General features: G+C 60.6%; 19 protein-coding genes. 6 read left to right on the top strand and 13 right to left on the bottom strand.

Annotated elements, in window-relative coordinates:
- Positions 1-10: 10 nt before the first annotated feature.
- The 7 genes from QZR30_RS15085 to QZR30_RS15055 all read right to left on the bottom strand — a co-directional run bounded on the left by QZR30_RS15085 (position 11) and on the right by QZR30_RS15055 (position 5,662).
- Entirely contained in the window at positions 11-1,315 is a 1,305-nt protein-coding gene (locus tag QZR30_RS15085) for an MFS transporter (RefSeq protein ID WP_056847956.1), read from the bottom strand.
- A 46-nt stretch (positions 1,316-1,361) separates the two neighbouring features.
- A complete protein-coding gene (gene moeB / locus QZR30_RS15080; RefSeq protein WP_068967532.1) occupies positions 1,362-2,486 on the bottom strand; it encodes a HesA/MoeB/ThiF family protein in 1,125 nt (374 codons plus the stop codon).
- A 1-nt stretch (position 2,487) separates the two neighbouring features.
- Positions 2,488-2,760 (bottom strand): MoaD/ThiS family protein, encoded by a 273-nt coding sequence (locus QZR30_RS15075; protein WP_046071870.1) that lies wholly within the window; start codon positions 2,758-2,760, stop codon positions 2,488-2,490.
- A 3-nt stretch (positions 2,761-2,763) separates the two neighbouring features.
- The gene (locus QZR30_RS15070) at positions 2,764-3,534 is read right to left on the bottom strand and encodes a hypothetical protein (protein WP_152973744.1); all 771 of its coding nucleotides are present in this window, start codon (positions 3,532-3,534) and stop codon (positions 2,764-2,766) included.
- A complete protein-coding gene (locus QZR30_RS15065; RefSeq protein ID WP_052721990.1) occupies positions 3,509-4,210 on the bottom strand; it encodes a TfuA-like protein in 702 nt (233 codons plus the stop codon). Before QZR30_RS15065 ends, QZR30_RS15070 begins: the two co-directional genes overlap by 26 nt.
- Positions 4,191-5,408, bottom strand: a complete 1,218-nt coding sequence (locus tag QZR30_RS15060; RefSeq protein WP_056847958.1) for a YcaO-like family protein — start codon at positions 5,406-5,408, stop codon at positions 4,191-4,193. The genes QZR30_RS15065 and QZR30_RS15060 overlap by 20 nt, the downstream gene beginning before the upstream one ends.
- A gap of 77 nt (positions 5,409-5,485) precedes the next feature.
- Positions 5,486-5,662: a hypothetical protein gene (locus QZR30_RS15055; protein WP_156382953.1), complete on the bottom strand. Its 177-nt coding sequence runs from the start codon at positions 5,660-5,662 to the stop codon at positions 5,486-5,488.
- A gap of 719 nt (positions 5,663-6,381) precedes the next feature.
- Here QZR30_RS15055 and QZR30_RS15050 point away from each other — a divergent pair.
- Positions 6,382-8,469, top strand: a complete 2,088-nt coding sequence (locus tag QZR30_RS15050) for an LTA synthase family protein (RefSeq protein WP_056847959.1) — start codon at positions 6,382-6,384, stop codon at positions 8,467-8,469.
- Between the two features lie 71 nt (positions 8,470-8,540).
- On the opposite strand, the gene QZR30_RS15045 is transcribed toward QZR30_RS15050, so the two are convergent.
- On the bottom strand, positions 8,541-8,693 hold the full coding sequence (locus QZR30_RS15045) for a DUF3309 family protein (RefSeq protein WP_015885095.1): 153 nt from the start codon (positions 8,691-8,693) through the stop codon (positions 8,541-8,543).
- A 326-nt stretch (positions 8,694-9,019) separates the two neighbouring features.
- Here QZR30_RS15045 and QZR30_RS15040 point away from each other — a divergent pair, with 326 nt between their 5' ends.
- Entirely contained in the window at positions 9,020-9,835 is an 816-nt protein-coding gene (locus tag QZR30_RS15040) for an SDR family oxidoreductase (protein ID WP_046071874.1), read from the top strand.
- Between the two features lie 127 nt (positions 9,836-9,962).
- A complete protein-coding gene (gene csrA / locus QZR30_RS15035; RefSeq protein WP_046071875.1) occupies positions 9,963-10,166 on the top strand; it encodes a carbon storage regulator CsrA in 204 nt (67 codons plus the stop codon).
- A gap of 10 nt (positions 10,167-10,176) precedes the next feature.
- Here csrA and QZR30_RS15030 read toward each other — a convergent pair whose 3' ends face one another.
- The 4 genes from QZR30_RS15030 to QZR30_RS15015 form a co-directional block, all read right to left on the bottom strand.
- Positions 10,177-10,404 carry a YheU family protein gene (locus QZR30_RS15030; protein WP_046071876.1) on the bottom strand — a complete coding sequence of 76 codons (228 nt, stop codon included), beginning with the start codon at positions 10,402-10,404 and terminating at the stop codon, positions 10,177-10,179.
- Between the two features lie 75 nt (positions 10,405-10,479).
- The gene (locus QZR30_RS15025; RefSeq protein WP_056847960.1) at positions 10,480-11,664 is read right to left on the bottom strand and encodes an osmoprotectant NAGGN system M42 family peptidase; all 1,185 of its coding nucleotides are present in this window, start codon (positions 11,662-11,664) and stop codon (positions 10,480-10,482) included.
- A gap of 171 nt (positions 11,665-11,835) precedes the next feature.
- The gene (gene ngg, locus QZR30_RS15020) at positions 11,836-13,581 is read right to left on the bottom strand and encodes an N-acetylglutaminylglutamine synthetase (protein ID WP_056847961.1); all 1,746 of its coding nucleotides are present in this window, start codon (positions 13,579-13,581) and stop codon (positions 11,836-11,838) included.
- A 3-nt stretch (positions 13,582-13,584) separates the two neighbouring features.
- The gene (locus tag QZR30_RS15015) at positions 13,585-15,357 is read right to left on the bottom strand and encodes an N-acetylglutaminylglutamine amidotransferase (protein ID WP_056847962.1); all 1,773 of its coding nucleotides are present in this window, start codon (positions 15,355-15,357) and stop codon (positions 13,585-13,587) included.
- A 310-nt stretch (positions 15,358-15,667) separates the two neighbouring features.
- Between QZR30_RS15015 and QZR30_RS15010 the strand changes: the two genes are divergently transcribed.
- Positions 15,668-20,482, top strand: a complete 4,815-nt coding sequence (locus QZR30_RS15010; RefSeq protein ID WP_311903585.1) for an NEL-type E3 ubiquitin ligase domain-containing protein — start codon at positions 15,668-15,670, stop codon at positions 20,480-20,482.
- 7 nt (positions 20,483-20,489) lie between these two features.
- On the opposite strand, the gene mnmC is transcribed toward QZR30_RS15010, so the two are convergent.
- The gene (gene mnmC / locus QZR30_RS15005) at positions 20,490-22,481 is read right to left on the bottom strand and encodes a bifunctional tRNA (5-methylaminomethyl-2-thiouridine)(34)-methyltransferase MnmD/FAD-dependent 5-carboxymethylaminomethyl-2-thiouridine(34) oxidoreductase MnmC (RefSeq protein WP_311903583.1); all 1,992 of its coding nucleotides are present in this window, start codon (positions 22,479-22,481) and stop codon (positions 20,490-20,492) included.
- Positions 22,482-22,634: 153 nt separating this feature from the next.
- Between mnmC and pap the strand changes: the two genes are divergently transcribed.
- Positions 22,635-24,149 (top strand): polyphosphate:AMP phosphotransferase, encoded by a 1,515-nt coding sequence (pap, locus tag QZR30_RS15000; RefSeq protein WP_046071882.1) that lies wholly within the window; start codon positions 22,635-22,637, stop codon positions 24,147-24,149.
- Positions 24,150-24,329: 180 nt separating this feature from the next.
- Positions 24,330-25,514 (top strand): thiolase family protein, encoded by a 1,185-nt coding sequence (locus QZR30_RS14995; protein ID WP_059397738.1) that lies wholly within the window; start codon positions 24,330-24,332, stop codon positions 25,512-25,514.
- Positions 25,515-25,520 lie beyond the last annotated feature (6 nt).

The following is a 25,520-nucleotide window of genomic DNA, read 5'->3' as shown; positions in this document are numbered from 1 at the left end:
ACGAGACGCGTCAGCGCGCGAACGCTGCCGGGTATTTGTCCAGGTAGGCATCGCTCAGTTGCGTGTCCTGGGTGCGCATGAACGTTTTGAAGTCGGGTACCAGAAACACCAGCAACGACAACAGCAGCACCATGAGGCCCAGCACGGTGATGGTCAGCGCGACGCCCAGATGGGCGATCAGGCCGGTCATCGCGAAACTGCCCAAGGGGCTGGCTGCGGCAGAGAGAAACGCCACCGTGGCAAAGATCCGGTTGCGATGGAGTTTGGGGGTTGCCAGTAACCTCACGGCCGAGGTGGGGATGTTGATCAGCATCAGGCCGACGCCCCCGCAGAAAAAGGCCGCCGGCACCAGCAACGACGAAGACACGGTGCCGACCACCACCAGGTTTAACCCCAGTAACGCAAAGCCTGCGGATACACACAGGTCGCGGGGAAGGCGATCGGATAACCAGCCGATGATTTTGTAGCTGCCTGCCAGAATCCCCAGTCCGAAACATGAGTCCAGAAGACCGATGTAAGTGACCGGATAGTGGATGACGTCTTTTACGTAGAGTGGCAGCAGGATGGTGAAAAAGGGAAACAAGGCAAAGTTGATCAGCATCGCGACAATGGCCAGGTAAAACTCGACCTTCACGCCATACACCACCTTGAAGCCGGAGTAGATCATGCGCCAGCCGCTGGTGGCGGGGGCATTGTCGCTGTGGCTGGTGGCACCGACGGGGTTAGGTATGGTCGCTATCAGCGCCCCGGCGAAGAGAATCGCAACAAAATCGGCGGCAAACGCAAATGTGATCCCGAACCCATAGATCAACCCACTGGCCATGACGGGCCCCAGCAGGATCGAAAAGGACGACATCACGCTTTTAGTGCGAAAGGCCAGGGAGACTTTATCGTCGTCCGCAAATAAAGGAATGATCGACGCCTGGAGCGGATCGCGTACGCCGACGATCGCGCTGCTGATCATCATCAGCGCGCCCACTGTCCAGGGGTTGAAAGACCCCGTGGCAGACAGTACCACCATCAACAAGGCAGTCAGCAAGCTGAGCCAGGAAGCCAGCTTGATGATCAGGATCTTGTTGTACTTGTCCCCCAGCCACCCCAGCAGGGGTTTGGCTAATACCTCGGCTGCGATGGAGCAGGCAATCATATTGGCAAAATAAAGTGCAGACCCGGTTTCCTGTAACGCCCACCAGGCCACCGCCAGTTGATTGCAGCGGCCCCCCAGCACCATCAGCAAAAAGCTGAATTGCACTTTCAGCAGACGTCGGTCGATGCCGGGAAAACCCCAGGTGATGCCTGAAGAATTTGCGCTCATTGAGGGACCTTTGATACGGAGAGGGTAACTGCGCAATCAGCGGCGTTCACGGCGCGACCAGCGTGGCGTTGTCAGGAAAAGTCGTCAGGTAGCGCTCGATGCCACCTTCAAGGCTAAAGAGTTCCGCGTGCGGGTGGATGCTGCGAACCGCCAGCAGGGCGGCCTTGCTCCTGACCCCGGATTTGCAATAGAAGACGATACGGCGGGTGGTATCCAGTTCTTGCCGGCGATCGAGTATGTCTTTGAGCGGAATCAAGCGGCCGCCCAGCGAAGCGTGCAGGTGTTCATGGCTGTCGCGTACGTCGACCAGTTGCAAGGGTGCTTGTGACTCGAGCCAATCATGTAAGTTGTCGGGCGACAGCCAGTCGCTGTCACGCCATGCAGGCGTGGTGGAAGCCCCCAGGGTGGGTGCGGGAAGGCGGTTCCGGTTTTTATGGACGCTCAACAGGTGAAAGGTGTTGTCCAGGCAGTCGATGGACAACAATTTGCCGCTCAATGGCTCACCTGTCTGGAGGATGAGTTTGAGCACTTCGTTGGCTTGAAAGCAACCGAGCAGGCCAGGTATGACACCCAGCACGCCAGCTTGCGCGCAGTTTTGCGTCAAGTGTGGAGGCGGTGGGGTTTCGAACAGATCGCGAAAGCACGGCCCCCGCTCCTGGGTGGCTTGGTGGTAGTGATTAAATACCGACACCTGGCCTTCGAACTGACTGATCGAGGCATAGACCATCGGTTTCTCACCGGCGACACAGGCATCGCTGATGAGGTATTTGGTGTCGAAGTTATCCGTGGCGTCGACGATGATGTCGTAGCTCGCCAGCAGCGACAGCACATTGTCCGGGTTCAGCGTGGTGGCAAAGGTATCGACGACGATGTCCGGGTTCAACTGGTTGACGCGCCGCTTGGCGGCCGACACTTTCAGTTCGCCCACATCGGCCATCCCATAGAGAATCTGTCGATGCAGGTTGCTCAGGTCGACGATGTCGTTATCAACGATGCCGAGCGTGCCGACCCCGGCGCCCGCCAGGTACAAGAGCACCGGGCAGCCGAGCCCGCCGGCGCCGACCACCAGCACCTTGCTGTCTTTGAGACGTTGCTGGCCCAGGGCACCGACTTCACTGAGGATTATCTGGCGGGCATAACGGGAGGTGTCCGTCTTCAGGTCGCACTGCATGTCAGCCACCTGCCACGGCGTTGATCAGAATCAACTGCGCATTACTGTCCAGGGCGCGGCCGCGGTCTTGCGCACTCATTACCGGCATGCCGTTGACGAACAAGCCCACGAACGGCTGGGGATGAAGGTCCTCGGAGAACACCGGGCCAATCAACGCGGGAAACCGCGCGGTCAGGTTGCCCAGTACATCATTGACACACAAACCCTCGGCCTCGTGGGTTTTATGTTGGTCGGTGTAAGGCATGAACTGCCGGGGAAAGTGTACGACTGCCATGGGTCATCCTTGAGCGTTGTCAGTGGTCAGTTCACTGGAGAATGTATCCAGCCTGGAGGTGATCAGCTTGCCGATTTCAGACAATTCGGCGGATGCCTGGAGCGTGGCCAGGCTCTGCAGGAAATACTGGTGCAGAAAATCCAGCCGTTCGGGGCGCGCCCGTCCGGAGCCGCTCGCCACCAGGCGCTGGTGATAGTTCACGGCGCTGACCGCAAACAGGCAAGCCAGCAGGACACCCCGAGGGTTCTTGCCGCCGGTGCCCGATGGCAGCACATAGTCGTTCGCGCTGTCCTTGAGCTGGAAGTCGTAAATCTCGGCGATCATGCTGCACCAGATATGCGACAGCTCATGCACGAGCAGTTCCTCAAGATCGGTGATGCTGGTGAACGCGTCTTCACCCAGGAACATCTGTTGCGGCAGCACCGGATTGGTCAGGCTGACCTGGTGCGTCAGCAACTTATAGATATTCACTGGCAGATCGAACAGTTTGCTCCAGTGCGGCAGCAAGGCTTTAAGGTTGCTCCTGGCTTCGGCCAGCATGAACTGCTCGGCGTTACCCAGCGCTTGATGGGGTGGAAACTCAGGCGCGCCTTCGACGTGCTGGTGATACAGGTCGGTGGCAAAATCAGGTTGCAGATAAGTGGCTAACGGTAACTCGCTGCCCGCAATATTCCTGCGTACAACGGCGACGAGGGTTAGAAGTTTGGTGCTGTTGAAGTGTGGATTTACAAACGGCAAGCCGTTTATTTCACACAGTATCTCTGATGGCGACATTCTGTTTTACCGTCTTCGTCCATGGTTTCAGTTTGAGAAAATCGATCAAGTCCAGACTTTTTATTCTGTAGGCCGAAAAGTTGGCCAGGGCACTGTCTATGGTGGGTTCCGCGACAGGCAGTGCCATCAAGGCGTCTTTCAGACAACTGAGCGTGCGATGTCCGTACCACATGTTTTTCAGGTAGTGCAGGGTTTGCTGTGCGTGGGCTGGCGTGATGATTTGCTCCGCCGTCCAGTGCTTCAAAAACTGCCGGATATGGATAAGCGGCTCGCTGAGCGAAAGGTAAGGCGCTTGTGCCTGGTGCACCAATGTCACTTCGTCGTCGGACATGTCCGGGTCGCTGGCGAATTGCCGATAGACTTCGCCAAAGCCGGTCATTCCCAACCTGTCCATTTCACAGGCGCGAATGGCCCCCATGGAAGACAGGCCCCAAATGCGCCAACCGGCGTTCAGCGCCGTCAGGATCTCGGCATGCCCGACTGCAGGGTGTGCATGGAACACCCCATCGACAATCGCAAGGTCCGAGGGCGGCGATTGCGCGACCAGGCGTTCTATGTCGCCGCGTTTGACGGGCGGGCATACCACCAGGTCGTCACTGCACAGCAGTCGGCTGTCGATGCCTTGCAGGGAAGGGCCCGCAAATAGCGTGCAGGGTTCAAGCGCTTTGTTTGACATACGTAAGTAACCTCGGACCGACCCTTTTCAACCCGGGTTCAAAGGCTTCAAGCCCCGGAATCATGATTCTGACCACCGTGATGTCGTCCGTGGCCTTGCTAAGCACGACCCTCAGCACGCTACTCAGGCCGATGGCCTGCAACCGCTCGATAAGCAACGTCCAGGCCGCTTCGATGGTGGGGATCGCGGCTTCCTGGCAGTCGATGGCGGAGTAATCGATCATCTGTTCACGGGAGGTCGCCACGTTACGCAAGCGTGAGATCGCTTCAAGCTCCACGGAGCGGCCTTTCTTCTCGAAGTATTTGACCCGCTCAATGATGTCGTCCCGGCCACCGTGGATGTGACTCAGACGGCTTTGGGCCGCTTCGCAGATTGCCCGGATCAAGGCGATTTCCTTGATCGGATGCAGCCCTGAGCCAGTCGCCACAGAGATGGGGGCCTGGGGGGACTCTTCCATGATGAACGCCTGGAAGTAGGCCAGTCCAAAGCAGTTCTCGGTGTAGCGGACCGACAGGCTCAGGCCGGCGTCATTGACCTTGCTGATCAGGGCAGCGATCTCTGCGCTGTACTGGTCCAGATGGACGAGGCAGGAACGGTCATGCAGGTGATTGAAGGCCTGGACATCGCGCTCCATCAGTTCGCACATCGCATGCACCGAGGCTTCCACCAAGTCATTGCCGGAGGCCAGGCCACTGGAGCTTTCTCCAAAGAGTTGTTGCCCTGGGTTCTCGGGGTAGGGAATGAACACCAGTTCGGCGGGTGCAAGGACCTTTTTCTCGCGCAATACGTCTTCGACTTCGATGGCCATGATGAGCGCGTCGGCATTGGCAGAGAAGCCATACAGCATGCAGAACTGATTGAACGCTATGCGGCCCTCATGGCTGTCGATGAGTTGCCGAGGAGTGCTCTCCACCAGTGTCAGTTGGGCCGTATTGTATTGCGCAAGGCTGAATTCGATAGCCTCCATGTACGCGCCTATCTTGGCTTCGGCTGGCCTGAGGCCTTTGCCTGCATTGACGCACAGCGAGCCCTTGAGGGCATCGGGTCGAATACTGGCAAACACTGGGATGCCGATACGGTCCAGCCAGGTTGTGTCGGTTACTCGGGTAATGCCCAGGCGTGGGGCAAGGTCGTTGGTGATGATGGATAATGTTTCTTCGGCACTGCGACGACGAAGGCTCGAACTAAGCCTTTGCATAAGTTGTTACCTTGGCGTGATGAAAGTTAAACAAGCACACACTGGAAACGGGAGGGAATGACTTCCCTCCCGTTTTTTCAGGCTGCGATTTTCACTTCTTCAGCCAGGGCCAGCGTCAACACGTTGTTGTTCGACTGGTGTGCGACAAAGCCAGCATGCATCAGGCTTTCATCGTTCAGAATGACGGAAAACTTCTCCGCGGTTTCCGAATCGAGTTCCAGTTCAAAAGTTGCATTGTTAACGAGAGCGTCCATTTTGTTTTTCCTATCCATAGCATTGCGTTTAAGGGTGTGTGTTGCGCAACGGCTATGAAACTTGCAGGCGGGGGAGCGGGTGTCAAGACAATACAATTATTTTCAATTCTGCCTTTTTGCGATGAAAGGGCTGAATAGTTAATTGAAAATATGGGCTGATCTGCGCGTCTGCATTTCATGCAAAATGTGCCGAAGTCTAATGCAGCAGCAGGTTTGCGCCGTCGCGCGCAACAGCGATGCGTAGTTTGGTGTATGACTTGGCTTCGGTGATTGGGTGCGTGTCCAGTCGGTTTCATGACCCCCATAATGGGGACGACTGCCTTCGGCAAAATTACCGGTGCAATGGGTGGGCACACCGCGCAAAATTGATGGCGTAACAATGGCACCTGCGATGCCCCACCCGTACCGATAATTTTTTTCAGCTGCGTGGCCGAAGAATGACCGGGCCATTCGTATTTTGTGTATCGAGATATTCGCTGCACAGAATTTTCACATTCCATCCAAGACAATTCGCCGGCTGTATTCGCCTGGCAAGGCTCTATCCCTGGGGCTTCTAAAGACCCAGCCAGGTTGCACGTTCAGTAATTAATAGCCTTGCCGGCCTTGATCGGGCACCATTTGTGCCGCCGCGTTAACCGCCTACCCCAGCCAGCCTGGGCGAGGGACGGACGCCACTGCCTTATTTCGCAACTTAAACTTCCAATGGGTCCTAAAACGACATGGCAAACCCGGACGCCCTGAATCAGCAGCGAGCTGCAAATCGCCTGCTGCAACCGACCGTCAAATCCCATCTGGCTTACACGCTGCTGTGCGCACTGGTCATGATGGTGATGTTCTCCCTGCTGCGCCTGGCGTTGCTGGTCTACAACCGCGAGATGATCCTGGATACGCCGGCCTCGACGTTCCTGGAAGCGTTCGCCAACGGCCTGCGCCTGGATATCCGCCTGGTCATGTACCTGCTGATTCCGCTGTTGTTGGCGCTGTTCAGTGTGCGGGCCATGGCGGCGCGCGGGTTCTTCCGCTTGTGGCTGACCATTGCGTCGAGCATCGCCTTGTTCCTGGGCCTGATGGAGATGGACTTCTACCGCGAATTCCACCAGCGCCTCAACGGCCTGGTCTTCCAGTATGTGAAGGAAGACCCGAAAACCGTGATGAGCATGCTCTGGTACGGGTTCCCGGTGGTGCGTTACCTGCTGGCCTGGGCCGTGGGCACGCTGATCCTGAGCATGGCCTTCAAGGGCGCCGATCGCGCAACGCGCCCACGCGGCCCGTTCAGCGGCGGCACCATCAGCACGCGCCAGGTGGCACCGTGGTACAGCCGCATCGCGGTGTTCGTGGTGTGCCTGCTGGTCGCCGTGGTCGCCATCCGTGGCACCCTGCGTCAGGGGCCGCCGCTGCGTTGGGGTGATGTCTACACCACCGATTCCAACTTCGCCAACCAGCTGGGCCTCAATGGCACCCTGTCGCTGATCGCTGCGGCGAAGTCGCGCTTCTCCGAAGATCGCTCCAATATCTGGAAAGCCACCCTGGAACAGCCATTGGCCACCCAGACCGTGCGTGACATGCTGGTGTTGCCGCAGGAAAAATTGGTGGATACCGACACCGCCGCCGTGCGCCGTGACTTCACGCCACCGGCCGAGAAGACCCTGCCGATCAAGAACGTCGTGGTGATCCTGATGGAAAGCTTCGCCGGTCACTCGGTGGGTGCATTGGGACGTCCGGGCAATATCACCCCGTACTTCGACAAGCTGACCAAGGAAGGCTTGTTGTTCGACCGTTTCTTCTCCAACGGTACCCACACCCACCAGGGTATGTTCGCCACCATGGCCTGCTTCCCGAACCTGCCGGGTTTCGAGTACCTGATGCAGACCCCGGAAGGCAGCCACAAGCTGTCGGGCCTGCCGCAGTTGCTCAGCGCCCGTGATTTCGACGATGTGTACGTCTATAACGGCGATTTCGCCTGGGACAACCAGTCGGGGTTCTTCAGCAACCAGGGCATGACCAACTTCATTGGCCGCAATGACTTTGTGGATCCGGTGTTCTCCGACCCGACGTGGGGCGTGTCCGACCAGGACATGTTCAACCGTGGCCTGGAAGAATTGAAAGCCCGTGAAGGCGGCAAGCCGTTCTATGCGCTGCTGCAGACCTTGTCCAACCACACGCCGTACGCGTTGCCGACGCCATTGCCGGTTGAAAAAGTCACCGATCGTGGCAGCCTCAACGAGCACTTGACGGCTATGCGCTACTCCGACTGGGCCTTGGGCCAGTTCTTTGAAAAGGCCCGTAAGGAGCCGTACTTCAAGGAGACTCTGTTTGTGATCGTGGGTGACCACGGCTTTGGCAACGAGCAGCAGATCACCGAGATGGACCTGGGCCGCTTCAACGTGCCGATGCTGATGATTGCGCCGGGCATGCAGGAGAAGTTCGGTGAGCGTGATCACACGGTGGGCACCCAGATCGACATCGTGCCGACCATCATGGGCCGCCTGGGCGGCGACACCCTGCACCAGTGCTGGGGCCGTGACCTGCTTAACCTGCCGGAAGGCGACAAGGGCTTCGGCGTGATCAAGCCGTCGGGCAGCGACCAGACCGTAGCCTTGCTCACCGGTGACCGTGTGCTGGTATTGCCCAAGGAAATGCCACCCAAGTTGTGGGAATACACACTGGGCGCCGAGCCGACCGGCAAGGTGATCCCGGAATCGCCGGACGAGGCTGCACTTAAGCAGAAACTAGAGTCGTTCCTGCAAACCGCAACCAAGAGCCTGCTGGATAACACCGCGGGTGTGGTGGATGGTAAGCCGGACTAACTGACCGGCAATAAAAAAGAGGCCTTCTAGAAGGCCTCTTTTTTTTGCTTCTTAAACGCTTGGCGCGGCGTTTATATCCGGCCGAGCAACAGCAGTACCAGCAGGACTACCAACACCACACCGAGGATACCCGATGGGCCGTAACCCCAGTTACGCGAATGCGGGAACACCGGCAGGCCACCCACCAGCAGGAGGATCAGGATAATGATCAGAATGAGGCTCATGGTTTTTTCCTTATAGGTCTTTGGTAAAGACCGGTTATTTACGATACCCCCGTCTATCTGATTACGGGCGCCTTACTAACTCCGACTCTTTTACTTCACAGAAAATTCCGTGTTTTTTTAAAGCATTTTGCTCAGTCGCTTATTTCTTTTAACGCGTACGCAAATCCATCTTATTAGTTGAAGTTTATTGAACTTAGGCTATACGCAGGCATCCGACCGAGCCCGCGGTTTGCCTGGGGCATTCATCACTCTGATGGTGCGTGGGTGCAGGAAAAACCTTCGCTACACTGCCGGTCACTTCTTTCGTGAACCACAAGGCACTTCCTATGCAAAACCGCATGATGATCACTGGCGCCGGGTCCGGCCTGGGTCGTGAAATCGCTCTGCGCTGGGCCCGTGAGGGCTGGCAGTTAGCCTTGTCGGATGTCAGCGACGCCGGTTTGCAGGAAACCCTCAAGCAGGTCCGCGAGGCGGGCGGTGATGGGTTTACCCAGCGCTGTGACGTGCGTGACTACAGCCAGCTCACTGCGCTGGCCCAGGCGTGCGAGGTGAAGCTGGGTGGCATCGATGTGATCGTCAACAATGCCGGCGTGGCCTCAGGCGGGTTCTTCGCCGAACTGTCCCTGGAGGACTGGGACTGGCAGATCGCAATCAACCTGATGGGCGTGGTCAAGGGCTGCAAGGCGTTCCTGCCGCTGCTGGAAAAGAGCAAGGGCCGGATCATCAACATTGCGTCGATGGCCGCGCTGATGCAAGGCCCGGCCATGAGCAACTACAACGTGGCCAAGGCCGGCGTGGTGGCGTTGTCGGAAAGCCTGCTGGTGGAGCTCAAGCAGCAGGAAGTCGGCGTACATGTGGTGTGCCCGTCGTTTTTCCAGACCAACCTGCTCGACTCGTTCCGAGGGCCGACCCCGGCCATGAAGGCGCAGGTGGGTAAGTTGCTTGAGAGTTCGCCCATCACCGCGACGGATATCGCTGATTACATCTACCAGCGCGTGGCCGCAGGCGAATTTATGATCCTGCCCCATGAGCAAGGACGCATGGCCTGGGCGCTGAAACAGAAAAACCCGCAGTTGCTGTATGACGAGATGACGCTGATGGCTGACAAAATGCGCGCCAAGGCCCAAGCCGTTAAAGGCTGATCCGGGCGAAGTCTGTCAGGTAAATTACCTACCTGTGTAGGCAGCGCCTGATTTGATCGCAAGCCATTGCCGGTCCATTTTCAAGGGCGCATGGTCAGGGTCCTGTCACTCGAAAAGGACAACCGCCATGCTGGTCTTGAGCCGCACACTAGGCGAAGCCATCTCCATCGGCGATGACATCGTCGTGCATATCCTTGAAGTAAACGGTACCCACGTGAAATTCGGCATCGACGCGCCACAGGACGTCAAAGTGCACCGAGCCGAGGTGTACCAGAAGATTCTCAAACACCAAGGGCCCGCCACCCATCCTGTGCCGGTCCCCAATCTTTAGGCGCAGGTGTTCAGTCGAACAGATGCTTGGGCACATCGTGCTTGAGCATCAGTTGGCATTGCTCGCTATCGGGGTCGAAGACGATCAGTGCCTGGCCCTTGGTCAGCGCCTGTCGCACGCGCAGCACGCGGGTTTCCAGGGGCGTATCGTCGCCATTATCAGTGCCGTCGCGGGTGACGAAGTCTTCGATGAGGCGGGTCAGGGTGTCGACTTCAAGTGCATCGTGGGGAATCAGCATACAAGCCTCGGGGGTAGAATCCCGGCGATGCTACTGCGCCGGGACCTTTGTTGCCAGTATCAGGTGGTGCCAGGGTCAGGACTTCTGACCCACAAGGCTGTCCACCGACGGTACGCGGGTGTCGCTCTCCATTTGGGTTTCATGCTCGATCTGGTGACTGAACCGGTCCAGGGAGCCCTGGGCCGGTTGCGCATCGCTGGCGAACACTGGCGGGCTAAGGATGTACGCGCCCAGCAAGCGACTCAGCGCAGCCAGGCTATCGATATGGGTGCGTTCGTAGCCATGGGTGGCATCGCAACCGAACGCCAGCAGAGCGGTGCGGATGTCATGGCCGGCAGTCACCGCCGAGTGCGCATCGCTGAAGTAATAACGGAACAGATCGCGGCGCACCGGCAGGTCGTTATCCGCCGCCAGACGCAGCAAGTGCCGCGACAGGTGATAGTCATACGGCCCGCCGGAGTCCTGCATCGCCACGCTCACCGCATGTTCGCTGGAGTGTTGGCCGGGGGCGACCGGGGCGATATCGATGCCGACAAACTCACTGACATCCCAGGGCAGGGCGGCCGCGGCGCCACTGCCGGTTTCCTCGGTGATGGTGAACAGCGGGTGGCAGTCGATCAGCAGCGGCTCGCCACTGTCGATGATCGCCTTGAGCGCGGCAAGCAGGGCGGCGACACCAGCCTTGTCATCCAGATGGCGAGCACTGATATGCCCACTCTCGGTGAACTCCGGCAGCGGGTCGAAGGCCACATAGTCACCGACGCTGATACCCAGGGAGTCGCAATCGGCGCGGGTGGCACAGTAGGCGTCCAGGCGCAGCTCCACGTGGTCCCAGCTCACCGGCATTTCATCCACGGCAGTGTTGAACGCATGCCCGGAGGCCATCAACGGCAACACGCTGCCGCGAATCACACCATTATCGGTAAACAGGCTGACCCGGCTGCCTTCGGCAAAGCGGCTCGACCAGCAGCCCACCGGGGCCAGGGTCAGGCGGCCGTTGTCCTTGATTGCACGCACGGCGGCGCCGATGGTGTCCAGGTGCGCGGAGACGGCCCGGTCCGGGCTGTTTTTCTGGCCCTTGAGAGTGGCGCGAATGGTGCCGCGCCGGGTCATCTCAAACGGGATGCCAAGTTCTTCCAGGCGTTCGGCGACGTAGCGCACGATGGTGTCGGTGAATCCGGTCGGGCTGGGGATGGCGAGCATTTCCAGCAACACTTTTTGCAGGTAGGCGAGATCGGGTTCGGGGATGGTTCGGGTCATGGAAACTCCTGATGAGTAGGGGGCATCGATGGTTTCGATGAAAGGGTTGAGCGATTCGTTGCCTGTGCCGGCCTCATCGGGGACAAGCCCCATCCCACCCTTGATGTGTGAACACAGGCAAATGTGGGAGGGGGCTTACCCCCGATAGCGGTTTCACATTCAACACAAGCCTCAAGCGGTCGGCTGACTGTGCGGAAACAACAAATCCACAAACTTTTCTGCGGTAGGTTGCGGTTCATGGTTGGCCAGCCCGGCCCGTTCGTTGGCTTCGATAAACACGTACTCCGGTTGGTCGGCCGCCGGCACCATCAGGTCCAGGCCGACCATGGGAATATCCAGGGCGCGGGCAGCACGCACGGCAGCGTCCACCAGCGTTGGGTGCAGGATCGCCGTGACATCTTCCAGGCAACCACCGGTATGCAGGTTGGCGGTGCGCCGTACGGCTAGTTGCACGCCCCGGGGCAGGATGCTGTCGTAGTCATAACCTGCGGCTTTGAGGGTGCGCTCGGTTTCCGCATCCAGGGGGATTTTGCTCTCGCCGTCGGTGGCAGCCTGGCGACGTCGGCTCTGGGCCTCGATCAAGGCGCGGATGGAATGCTGGCCGTCACCGATCACTTCGGCAGGGCGGCGAATCGCGGCGGCGACCACTTCAAAACCGATCACCAGGATGCGCAGGTCCAGGCCTTCGTGGAAGCTTTCCAGCAATACGCGACTATCGAACTGGCGCGCCGCTTCGATGGCTTGCTGCACCTCTTCGATGGTTCGCAGGTCTACCGCCACGCCTTGGCCTTGCTCGCCGTCCAGTGGCTTGACCACGATGTGCTGGTGTTCATCGAGAAACTCCAGGTTGTCGTCGGCACTGCCCGCCAACTGCTGCGAGGGCAGTTGCAGGCCGGCGGCCTTGAGCACCTTGTGGGTCAGGCTCTTATCCTGGCACAGGGTCATGCTGATGGCGCTGGTCAGGTCGCTCAGGGACTCCCGGCAACGCACGCGGCGCCCGCCATGGCTGAGGGTGAACAGGCCCGCATCGGCATCGTCGACCTGCACATCAATGCCGCGCCGATGGGCTTCCTCGACGATGATCCGCGCATAGGGATTGAACTCCGCCTGCGGCCCGGGGCCGAGGAACAGCGGCTGGTTGATGCCGTTCTTGCGCTTGATCGCAAAGGTGGTCAACGCGCGAAAGCCGAGCTTGGCGTACAGGCTCTTGGCCTGGCGGTTATCGTGCAGCACCGACAGGTCCAGGTAGCTCAAGCCACGGCTCATGAAGTGCTCCACCAAGTGGCGCACCAGTACTTCACCGACCCCGGGCCGCGTGCATTGCGGGTCGACGGCCAGGCACCACAGGCTGCAACCGTTTTCCGGATCCTGGAAGGCTTTATGGTGATTGAGGCCCATCACGCTGCCGATCACTGCCCCGGTGTCTTCGTCCTCGGCCAGCCAGTACACCGGGCCGCCCTGATGGCGCGGCGTCAGGCGCTCGGCGTCGACGGGCAACATGCCGCGGCCCTGATACAGCTGATTGACGGCCTGCCAATCGGCATCGCTTTGCACCCTGCGAATGCGAAAGCCGCGAAACACCCGGGTTGCCGGGCGATAATCGCTGAACCACAAGCGCAGGGTGTCGGACGGATCCAGGAACAACTGCTGCGGGTCTATCCCGAGGATCTGCTGGGGCGCTGCCACGTAGAGCGCGATGTCGCGCTCGCCGGGCTGCTCATTGAGCAGTTCCTGGGCCAGGGTGGCCGGGTCCGGGAAGGTATGGCCGATCAGCAACCGCCCCCAGCCGCAATGCACGGCAATCGGCTCGGCGGCCAGTGGGCTGCCATCTTCGGCCAGGCGCGCTTGCAGGCGCTCGTAGGTCGGCGCCTGGCCCTTGAGTAAGCGTTGGCTGTACGCCGCGGCATTCGGTTTCATCGATCAGATTCCTTGTTCGCTGAGCCACAGGTTCAGCGCCGCCAACTGCCACAGCTTGGAGCCGCGCAGCGGGGTCAGTTGGCCCTGGGGGTCGGTGAGCAAGCGGTCGAGCATGGCCGGGTTGAACAGGCCACGGTCCTGGCTCGGGTCCAGCAGCAGTTCACGCACCCAGTTCAAGGTGTCGCCTTGCAAGTGCTTGAGGCCGGGCACCGGGAAGTAGCCTTTCTTGCGGTCGATGACTTCGCTGGGGATGACCCGGCGCGCCGCTTCCTTGAGTACCTGTTTGCCGCCGTCGGGCAGCTTGAACTTGCCCGGCACGCGGGCCGATAGCTCCACCAGGCGGTAGTCGAGGAACGGCGTACGCGCTTCCAGGCCCCAGGCCATGGTCATGTTGTCGACCCGCTTGACCGGGTCATCCACCAGCATCACCGTGCTGTCCAGGCGCAGGGCCTTGTCCACCGCGGCATCCGCGCCCGGCATGGCGAAATGTTCGCGCACGAAATCACCGGCGGCGTCGTTGGCGGTCAGCCATTTCGGCGCGACGGTGGCCGCGTAGTCGTCGTAGCTGCGGTCAAAAAACGCATCGCGGTACGCGGCGTAGGGGTCGCTGGCGCCATCCACCTGCGGATACCAGTGGTATCCAGCAAACAGTTCATCGGCGCCCTGGCCGCTCTGCACTACCTTGCAATGCTTGGCCACTTCCCGCGACAGCAGGTAGAAGGCGATGCAGTCATGACTGACCATCGGCTCGCTCATGGCGCGGAACGCCGCCGGCAATTGCTCGATGATTTCGCTCTCGGCGATGCGCAGTTGGTGATGGCGGGTGCCGTAGTGCTTGGCGATCAGGTCCGAGTACTGGAATTCGTCGCCGCGTTCGCCACCGGCATCTTCAAAGCCGATGGAAAAAGTCGACAGGTCCTGCACGCCAACTTCACGCAGCAGACCGACGAGCATGCTCGAATCGACACCACCGGAGAGCAGCACGCCTACATCCACAGCGGCGCGTTGACGGATAGCCACGGCTTCGCGGGTACTGTCGAGGACGCGGTCGGTCCAGTCTTCAAGGCTGAGGTTCTGCTCATCCTCACGGGGGCCATAGGGCAGGGTCCACCAGGTTTTCTGCTCGGTTTTGCCGCTGGCCTCGATGCGCATCCAGGTGGCGGGTGGCAACTTTTCGATGCCCGCCAGCAAGGTGCGCGGGGCCGGCACCACCGCATGGAAATTCAAATAATGATTAAGGGCCACCGGATCCAGGATCGGGTTGATATCGCCACCCTTGAGCAGCGCCGGCAACGCCGAGGCAAAGCGCAGGCGCTGGCCGGTGCGCGACAGGTATAAAGGTTTCACGCCCAGGCGGTCACGGGCGATGAACAGGCGCTGGGCGTCACGTTCCCAGATAGCGAACGCGAACATGCCATTGAGCTTGGGCAGCAGCGCCTCACCCCAAGCGTGATAACCCTTGAGCAACACTTCGGTGTCGCCGCCGGAATAGAAGGCGTAGCCCAGGGCTTCAAGCTCTTGCCGCAGTTCGGGGAAGTTATAGATCGCGCCGTTGAAAGCCAGGGACAGCCCCAGTTGGGCGTCGACCATCGGCTGGGCTGAGCCGTCCGACAGGTCCATGATTTTCAGGCGACGGTGGCCCAGGGCAATCGGCCCTTGGGCGTGGAAGCCCCATGCGTCGGGGCCTCGGGGGGCGAGGTGATGAGTGATGCGTTCTACCGCTGCCAGGTCGGCAGGTTGATGATCAAAGCGTAACTCGCCAGCTAATCCACACATAAAGTCCTTACCGGTTTTTCCGTTGGGGAGAGGTCAACACATCGCGCGCTGAACGCGCAGGTACCCTGAAACTGACCCAGGCATACCCGTGGAGTTTTAGAACGATAAGTTATAAGCAGTCGGGGCCTCAGGCGCTGGTGAGCATCCATGGCCCGCCGCGGGCTGCGTGGCGGGGGCGTTAGATAGGTCAAGGTTGCACGCAAATTATGGGGCGGTAGCCCGCGCAAACCAGCAGGTATTCAAACCCATTCCCGGCGGCGGCGGGCATATGGTGGAGCGTCATTATTCAAGGTTGTCATGGAGGTCATGGATGTCACAGGTAAGTGAGGTGGTTACGCCAACGGTGTGGGCGCAGTTGCCCGGCAAACTGCTGGAGGCCACCCAGGATTTGGATATAACCCAAGTTTTGCTCGACCGGTTGCCCGGCTGGATGGTTCATGCCGACGCCCGCAGCCTGGCGCATATCAAGCGTGAGCATGAGGACAGTGAGGTATTGCGCGAGACGCTCGATAGGCTATTGAAAAACCTGGAGCCGCTCGACGAGTTCTGCAGCGAGCGACTTGAAGCATTGCTGCTCTCCAAGGGCCAGCAGTTGGATGTAAAGCACGATGTGCTGGAGTTGCCCCATCGCTCAATGACTAACGCCAACCCCGACCTGCTTGGGCCGCTGTTGATGACGGTGACGGTCGAGAAGCGCACGCTGCTGCAGGCCGCTATGCAGAATTTCAGCGCCTCCCAGGCTGAGGACGGCGGCTTGGGCATCGGTGCACTGGTGCGCGACGTCGGTACGGGGCTTGAGGTCGAGTCCATGAGTGCCGTCGAGTTTGCCGGCTATTGTCGTGAGTTGGACCTGGGGGCGGCCTATCAGCAACATCTGCGCGAGGTCTTCGACTTGCCCGCCCCTGGCGAGGTGACGACGGTGGATGCCTATAACCCGGCCGCCAGGGACATTGGCCGGCTCAAGCTGAGTGACATGCGCCTGGACCTGCATGTCGCCATGGGCAAGGGGCATGTGACCACGCAGACCGGCACGCTGTTATTCAAGGTGCTGTGGTCGGGCAGGGACACTTATCCAACCCGCGACCTGTTGCTGGAGGGCCGTGCTCTGGTCTGGCATGGATTGAACATCGACCAGGCATGCGCATGGAGCGTGCTGGTATTTTCCGGTAGCACCGGCCAGGGCCTGTCCCCGGGGCGCTGCGTGGTGTACATGCCCAACGATCCAGCCCGCCCATGGTTCGAGTACGACACCTTGGCGGCGTTCAAGGGCTATCTGTCGTCCAAGCTGCAGGAGCCAGCCTATCGCGAATTTTTCAAGGGCTATCTGGACGAATCCGAGCGCGTGGACTTTTTCCAGCGTTTTGATACCCGCAAAGCCGTGGAAAGCTTTGAGGCGGTGTCGGTCACCGTCGGTGTGTCGCGGTTTTTTTTCGATGCCTATGTCGGCAAGGCGCAATTGGATGCCAGGGTACTGGCGGTGCCGGTGGCGGAGGTCGACGAGGAGGCTCGAAGATCGCTGAACGAACGTTATGTGGAGCTGGGCCTGACATTGGCCAATATTGCCGGTTTTTTTGTGCCGGGCCTGGGCCAGTTGATGCTGGGGGTGGGCGTGGGTCAACTGCTGGGCGAGGTCTTCGAGGGCGTCCAGGATTGGCGACACGAGCACAAGACCCAGGCACTGGAGCATATGACCAATGTGGCCACAGGCATCGCGTCAATGGCACTGTTGGCAGCCGGGGGCAAAGTGGTCGGCGCCTTGTTCAAGGGCGCTTCGAGCACGCCGGCAAGTTATTTCGAGCAGTTCGAGGCGGTCAAGTCCGCCCAGGGGCAATCACGGTTGTGGCGACGTGATCTGCGCCCCTACCAGCAGTCGGTGACTCCTGAGGTGCTTGCCAACCCTAGCTACAAAGGCATTTACCAATATCAAGGGCGCTCTTATATCGCGATTGACGGCGCGATCTACCGGGTGTTTTTCGATGCGGGCATCGGTCGTTGGCGCGTGCTGCATCCGGTGCGTGAAGCGGCCTATTGCCCGCTGCTGGAGCACAACGGCTTCGGCGGCTGGCGTCATCAGGCCGAGCAGGTCGAGCAGTGGAACAGCCCGAACTATGTACTTGAGCGCTTGTCGCCCGGCTTGAGATCACTGCCCGATGGCCGCCTGGACGAAATCATCAGCACCACCAACAGCCGGTTGCCCTGGTTACGCCAACTGGCGCAGTACAACCAGCCCTTGCCGCAGCGGCTGCGCGACTGTGTGATGCGTTGGCGCCAGGAGCAATTGATCCGCGACCTGGCCTGGCAACTGGAATTCCAGAGCCAGCCAGATGCCGGTACGGGGACCGTGCAAATGCTGGCCTTGCCGATGCTGGAAGGGTGGCCCAAGGGGCGGTTTTTCGAGCTGCTGGACGCCGAGGGTAATTTGCTCAAGCGCTATCCCGACACCGCTCCATTCGATTACGAAGACATGAGCATCCACGTCAGTGAGCAGCAACTCAAGGACGGCCAGGTGATGCACACGCTGCTCGAGGCCCTCAGCGACAAGGAGCGCGACGTGCTGTTGGGCGAAAAAACCGACATCCAGCAGGCCCATAAGCTGCTGCGTACGCGTTTGCTGGCGGGGGTAAAACGGCATTACCGCACGCTGTTCGACCAGCTCTGCGAACATGCTGATCGGCCTGCTTCGGGCATTGCCGGCGTGCTCAAACACCGCTTCGCGCAATTGCCCACCGGGATGGCCGAGGAGCTATTGGCCCAGGCGTCGTCATGGGAACGCCTGTATTTGCGCAATACCGCCAGCGTGCCCTTGCGCCTGTCGCAGCGTGCCGGGCAGGCGTGGCGCGAGCTGCAGGAAGACCGTGCGGTGGCCGGCTTCTACCTGCCGCCGTTGGCCACCGAATCGACTCAACGCCTGGCGGTCAGCCTGCTGGGGCGGTTACCGGGATGGCCGGCGCAGCTGCGCGTGCAAGTGCATGAGCAGACGTTGGACGGTGCCTTGATTGGCAAGCTGGAAAATGCCACGGCGACCCGCCTGCGCAAGGTAGTCAAGTCTGGTCAGGGCTACCAGGCTTTCGATGAGCAGGGTCGCTCCCTGCATGAGCCGCTGCCAGGCCCGTTGGGCTTTTACCAGGCACTGTTGAACACGCTTTCAGCCACAGAGCGCACCGGCCTGGGGATTTACTCCACCGGCGAGCGGGGCGCCACGCAGTTGCAGTTGAGGTTACGCTGGCGGGTCGGGGATGAGCGTGACCTGGTGGCTGGGCATCTGCGGCGTGTCTCTGCCGAATCCTTGCCGTCGTGGGGCGAAGGTTGCGTGCAGGCGTCACCGCCGCAGGTTACGCCGCAGCCGGCGGCACTGGTCCGCAAGGTGAAAAAACTCTACCCCTTGCTCGATGATGCCCAGGCTTCAAGCCTGATCGAAAGCCTGGGGGCTGATCACATGGCACGTGCCCGTGCGGTCAAGGGCCTGCAGGACGACTATGAAACCCTGCGCTCAGTGCTCAGCACCTGGCGCCATGACCGCGCCGCGCTGACGAAAATCCCGGGCACGCCAGCGGACGCGCGGTTCAGTCGCAAGATCATCGTGCAGCGCCTCAAAGACTGTTGGCGAAGGATGACCGGATTGAACGAAGAAGCCAGCCTGTCACTTGATGAAATGATCGGCGGACCGCTGCCCACCTTGCCACCCCAGATCAAGTTCGAGCACGTGCGCAAACTGACAATGAAGAACATGGGGGTGGGCGATGAGGTGGGGTATTTCCTCAAGCACTTCACCGGGCTGACGTCCCTCGAGTTGTCGGGTAACCGCTTGACGCGCTTGCCGGAGGCGCTGTCGCGAATGCCGCAGTTGCAAGCCTTGTACCTGGATGACAATCAACTGGCGTTGACCGCCTACACGCGCACCAAGCTGGCAGACCTGCGCAACCTGAGGATCATGAACCTGGCGGGCAACCCGCTGATTGACCCGCCCAGGGTCGATCACCTGTTCGACCTGCACCAACTGATCTTGCGTGACTGCCGGCTCAAGAGCTTTCCCGAACACTTGTGGCGCTTGCCCTACCTGACCAGTGTGGACCTGCGCGAGAACGACATTACCGAGCTGCCGGCTTGGTTGTTCACGGCGCCTCGACAACGCACCCAAGGTATCAACTTGCGCCACAACCCCTTGTCGGCCTCCACCAGCCGGCAAGTGCTCGATTACCGTCGCCAGCGCGGCGTGGGCATGGGCTTTTACGAAGACGATATTGCGCGTTTGAACGAGCAGGCCGCTCGCGAGTTGTGGATGCCGGATTTGCGGCTGGCCGACTACGCGCCAAAAGAGGTGATATGGCGGATGTTGAAGGATGACAGGTCCAGTGACGGCTTGTTCAAGTTGCTGGCCGAGCTGGGCGGCGCGGCTGACAGCGAGCATGTGCGTGAAGACATGTCCCGGCGCGTATGGCGTGTACTCGATGCGACCAGCCAGCGCGATGAACTGGCTACTGAAGTGTTCGACCGGGCCGCTACCCCATACAACTGCGATGACGGCGCGGCGGTGAGCTTCAGCGCCCTGGAAATCCTGGTTGAGATCAGCGATGCGCGCCGGCAGGTCGAGGGCGGCCAGTTGTCTGCCAGGCCGTTGTTGGCGTTGGGGCGCGGCCTGTATCGGCTTGATCGCCTGGAAAGCATTGCGCGCAATCACAGCATCGCCAACCCCGGCGGCGATCCGTTGGAAGTCAGCCTGGCCTACCGCACCGGCCTGGCCAGCCGTTTCTATCTGCCAGGGCAGCCTAGGCACATGCGTTATGCCGGCTTGAGCGGTGTCACCCCGGCGGCGCTGAGCGATGCGGAAATCAAAATCAAGGCCGCAGAGGTTTCACCCGAGCTGTTGCGTTTTCTCAATGACCTGCCGTTCTGGACGGATTACCTCAAGCGCGCCTATGCCGCCAGTTTCAGAACCCTTAACGAGCCGTTCGAAGCGCGGATGCAAGAGGTGTTCGAACAAGGCGATGACCTTGAGGACGAGGTCTTCAGGTCGCGCATGAACGCCATTCTGCAGGAGCAGGCCACCGCCGAACAGGTGGCCTTCGAGCGCCTGACCCTGGCGGCCATGCGCGCTGACGAACTGGGGGTGTGCGAGATTCGCTAGGCAGGGTTCATGGGGTCTGCCGGGGCTTGCCGCGAATCAATTCACGCAAGGCGAAGCGGTTGGGATGGCACGCTTGAGCCACGCTGGCGGGCAACGGCAGCGGTTCATTATCCAGCCAGGCCGCCAACAGTTCTGCCGACAAGGGCGCGGTGATCAGGCCGCGTGAGCCATGGCCGCTGTTGATGTACACGCCGTCCAGCCAAGGGCAGGGCGTATCGGGCACTTGCCGGGCATCCCGGGCGAGTACCCCGTAGGCTTGGGCGAAGGCCGCTGCATCGGCCAGCGGGCCGACGATGGGCAGGTAATCGGGGCTGGTGCAGCGAAATGCCGCACGCCCCTGCAGGCTTTCCAGTGGTGCGCTGTCAGCATGCAGGGCTTGCAGCAGGGGCTGGGAAATTTCCCGTAGCAGGTTCAGGTTATCGACATGTTCGGCCAGGGTGGGCGTCAAGTCGTCGCTGTTGAACGCAAAACTGGCCCCCAGGGTATGTTCGCCCAGGCGTGCGGGGGCGACGTAGCCCTGGGCGCAGACCACCGTGCTCAAGCGTTGGCTTTCAGTGGTTTGCGGCAAGCGGGTGATTTGCCCGCGAATCCGCTTGAGGGGCAGGGCGGCACTGAAGGGGAAGCGCTTGACCTCGGCGGCCCCGGCGAGGATCACCACCGGTGCACTGGCGATCAACGCCTCGGCGTCACGGGCCTGCCATTGGCCGTCGACCTGCTGCAAATTCAGCGCCTCCTGATGAAGGCGCACCTCAATGCCTGGATGGCGGGCCTGCCACTCGCACAACGCTGGCGGATGGACCCAGCCGCCCTCGGGGAAAAACAACCCGCCCTGGTCCAGCGCCACCCCAGCGAGGGCTTGGGCCTGGGCCGCATCGACCGGGTGCAACAGGTCCGTGGCAAAGGCCTGCGCCAGTTGTGCCTGGCGCTCGGCCTCCTTGGGGTTGAACGCCAGTTGCAGCACGCCGCAAGCGTCCCAATCCACGCCACGCTGCAGTTGTTCGAGCAGCCTGCGGGTATAACCGAAGCCGCTGACAATCAACTGCGACAGTGTGGTGCCATGGGCCGACAGCTTGAGGTACAGCACCCCTTGCGGGTTGCCGGACGCCTCCTGGGCCAGCGCCGCATGCCGCTCCAGCAGGCACACCTGCCAGCCCCGTGCCGCCAGGCTGGCCGCGGTGGCACAACCGGCCAGCCCCGCACCGATCACCAGGGCGCGGCGTTCTGCGTAGTGGGTTGTTGGGCGGGCGAACCACGGTGGTGTAGCCGTGGGCCTGGGAATATCGGCTGGCCAGCCGACGAACTCACCGCGCAGGATTTCCCACTTGTGGCCGATGCCCGGCGTGCGCTTCATCTTGAAGCCCGCCGCGTTGATCAGCCGTCGCACCCAGCCGGTACTGGTGAAGGTGCTGATGGTCGAGCCCGGCGCCGCCAGGCGCGCCAGTTCGGCGAACAGCTCGGCGGTCCACATATCGGGGTTTTTCGCCGGGGCAAAGCCGTCGAGGAACCACGCATCGATCTGTGCATCCAGTTGCGGCAGTTGCTCCAGGGCATCGCCGATCAACAGGGTCAGGGTCACGCGACCGTGGCCCAGCACCAGGCGCTGGAAGCCCTGATGGATGGCGATGTATTGCGCCAAGAGTTGTTCGGCCAAGGGTTGCAGTTCAGGCCAGAGGGCCAGGGCACGTTGCAGGTCAGGGTGGCTGAGCGGGTATTTTTCCACGCTGACAAAATGCAGCTGCGCACCGGCTGCGGCGTGCTGCTCGAACAGTTGCCAGGCGCAGAGGAAATTCAAGCCGGTGCCGAAGCCGGTCTCGCCAATCACCAGTCGCCCTCCCGCAGGCAAGGCGGCGAAGCGCTCCTGCAGGCGGTTTTGCTCAAGGAACACATAACGGGTTTCTTCAAGGCCCGACTGGTCGGAGAAGTACACATCGTCGAACACCCGCGAGTGCGGGCGGCCTTGGTCATCCCAGTCGAGCTGGGCGTGGGTGATGGGGTTCATGGCGGCTCATAAAGGAAAGCGGGCAAAGACAAGGCGGCCATTCTAGCCGATCAACAGGGGTTGAATTGACCCAAGACAAGCGCGGGTGGAATTTCCTGCCCCAGGTCGTTGCCCAATCCGCTAGTCTTGAGCCATCTTGAAACGGAGCTGCCCATGTTCGAATCCGCCGAAATCGGTCACGCCATCGACAAAGACACCTATGACGCCGAAGTGCCGGCCCTGCGCGAAGCCTTGCTGGAGGTGCAGTACGAACTGCAGCAGCAGAAACGCTTCCCGGTGATTATCCTGATCAACGGCATCGAGGGCGCCGGCAAGGGCGAGACCGTCAAGCTGCTCAATGAGTGGATGGACCCGCGCCTGATCGAAGTGCGTACCTTCGACCAGCAGACCGACGAGGAACTGGCGCGCCCACCGGCCTGGCGCTACTGGCGGCAGCTGCCGGCCAAGGGCCGCATGGGTATCTTTTTCGGCAATTGGTACAGCCAGATGCTGCAAGGCCGGGTGCATGGGCAGATCAAGGACGCCCGGCTCGACCAGGCCATTGCCGGTGCCGAGCGCCTGGAAAAAATGCTCTGTGACGAAGGCGCGCTGATTTTCAAGTTCTGGTTCCATCTGTCCAAGAAGCAGATGAAGGCACGCCTCAAGGCCCTGGCCGACGACCCGTTGCACAGCTGGCGCATCAGCCCGCTGGACTGGCAGCAGTCCAAGACCTACGACAAGTTCGTGCATTTCGGTGAGCGCGTGCTGCGCCGTACCAGCCGGGATTACGCGCCGTGGCATGTGATCGAAGGGGTGGACAGCAATTACCGCAGCCTTACCGTGGGCAAGATCCTGCTCGAAGGCCTGCAAAATGCCTTGAAAATGCCCAAGGGCAAGGCCAGCGGCATGAACCCGGCGCCGCTGCCGTCGGCCGTAGACCAGGTAAGCCTGCTCAACAGCCTCGACATGACCCTGCGCCTGGACAAGGACGACTATGAAGAGCAACTGATCACCGAACAGGCGCGCTTCTCCGGCCTGATGCGCGACAAGCGCATGCGCAAGCACGCGTTGGTCACGGTGTTCGAGGGCAACGACGCGGCGGGCAAGGGCGGCGCGATCCGTCGTGTGGCCGCCGCCCTGGACCCGCGCCAGTACCATATCGTGCCGATTGCCGCGCCCAGCGAAGACGAACGCGCGCAACCCTACCTGTGGCGGTTCTGGCAGAAGATCCCGGCACGCGGCATGTTCACCGTGTTCGACCGTTCCTGGTATGGCCGTGTGCTGGTGGAACGCGTCGAGGGCTTCTGCACCCCGACGGACTGGATGCGCGCCTATGGCGAAATCAATGATTTCGAGGAGCAGTTGCGCGATGCTGGCGTGATCGTGGTCAAGTTCTGGCTGGCCATTGATAAGCAAACGCAGCTGGAACGTTTCCAGGCCCGTGAAGAGATCCCGTTCAAGCGCTTCAAGATCACCGAGGACGACTGGCGCAATCGCGACAAATGGGACGACTACCGTGCAGCCGTGGGCGACATGGTTGATCGCACCAGCACCGAGGTGGCGCCCTGGACCCTGGTGGAAGCCAATGACAAGCGCTGGGCGCGGGTCAAGGTGCTGCGCACCATCAATCGTGCGTTGGAAGACGCATTCGATAAAACCGACAAGCACGACAAAAAGAAAAAGAAATAGCGCGGATCGAACAATGGTCCAAATGTGGGAGGGGGCAAGCCTCCTCCCACATTGGATCGCCACACATCAGGTAGACCGTGTGTTGGCCCCATGCTTTTGCATTTATGCAGTGAATGATCATCGCAGCCGGCCGGGCCTGGCTCTATCCTCGATCCACAACCACAAGATCGAGGTAAGCCCATGCGTGAAGTAGTGATCGTCGACAGCGTGCGAACCGGCCTGGCCAAGTCCTTTCGTGGCAAGTTCAACCAGACCCGCCCCGATGACATGGCGGCCCATTGCGTCAACGCGCTGCTGGCCCGCAATGGCATCGATCCGGCCACCGTGGAGGATTGCATCGTCGGCGCCGGCTCCAACGAAGGCGCCCAGGGCTATAACATCGGGCGTAATGTGGCGGTGCTCTCGCAACTGGGTACCGGCACGGCGGGCATGACCCTCAACCGTTTCTGTTCGTCGGGCTTGCAGGCGATTGCCATCGCCGCCAATCAGATTGCTTCGGGCTGCAGCGACATCATTGTCGCCGGTGGTGTGGAGTCCATCAGCCTGACCATGAAAAGCGTCAACACCGACAACCTGATCAACCCACTGCTCAAAGAGCAGGTGCCGGGCATCTATTTTCCCATGGGGCAGACCGCCGAAATCGTCGCCCGCCGCTATCAGGTCACCCGCCAGGAGCAGGACATCTACGCCCTTCAGAGCCAGCAGCGCACTGCCCAGGCCCAGGCTGATGGCTTGTTCAATGATGAAATCGTGCCGATGGCGGTCAAGTATAAGGTCGAGGACAAGCACAGCGGTGAAGTGCAGATCCTCGATGGCGTGGTGGACCGCGACGACTGCAACCGCCCGGACACCACACTGGCCAGTCTCAGTGGTTTGAAACCGGTATTTGCCGAAGATGGCTCGGTGACGGCGGGCAATTCCTCGCAGCTCTCCGATGGGGCTTCAATGACCCTGGTGATGAGCCTGGAAAAAGCCCTGGCATTGGGGCTCAAGCCCAAGGCATTTTTCCGTGGCTTTACCGTCGCCGGCTGCGAGCCGGACGAAATGGGCATCGGCCCGGTGTTCTCGGTGCCCAAGCTGCTCAAGGCCAAGGGCTTGCAGGTGGCAGATATCGACCTGTGGGAGCTCAATGAAGCCTTTGCTTCACAGTGCCTGTATGCACGCAACCGCCTGGAGATCGATAACGCCAGGTACAACGTCAATGGCGGCTCGATCTCCATCGGCCACCCGTTCGGCATGACCGGGTCGCGGCAGGTGGGGCATTTGGTGCGGGAGCTGCAACGCCGTAATTTGCGCTACGGCATTGTCACCATGTGCGTGGGCGGCGGCATGGGCGCTACCGGGCTCTTCGAAGCCGTAAGCTGATCAAAA

It is taken from the genome of Pseudomonas sp. rhizo25 (genome assembly GCF_031931935.1).
GTDB classification, from domain to species: Bacteria; Pseudomonadota; Gammaproteobacteria; order Pseudomonadales; family Pseudomonadaceae; genus Aquipseudomonas; species Aquipseudomonas synxantha.
The sequence above is the reverse complement of the archived record's forward strand: the minus strand, read 5'-3'. Positions and strand labels throughout refer to the sequence as shown.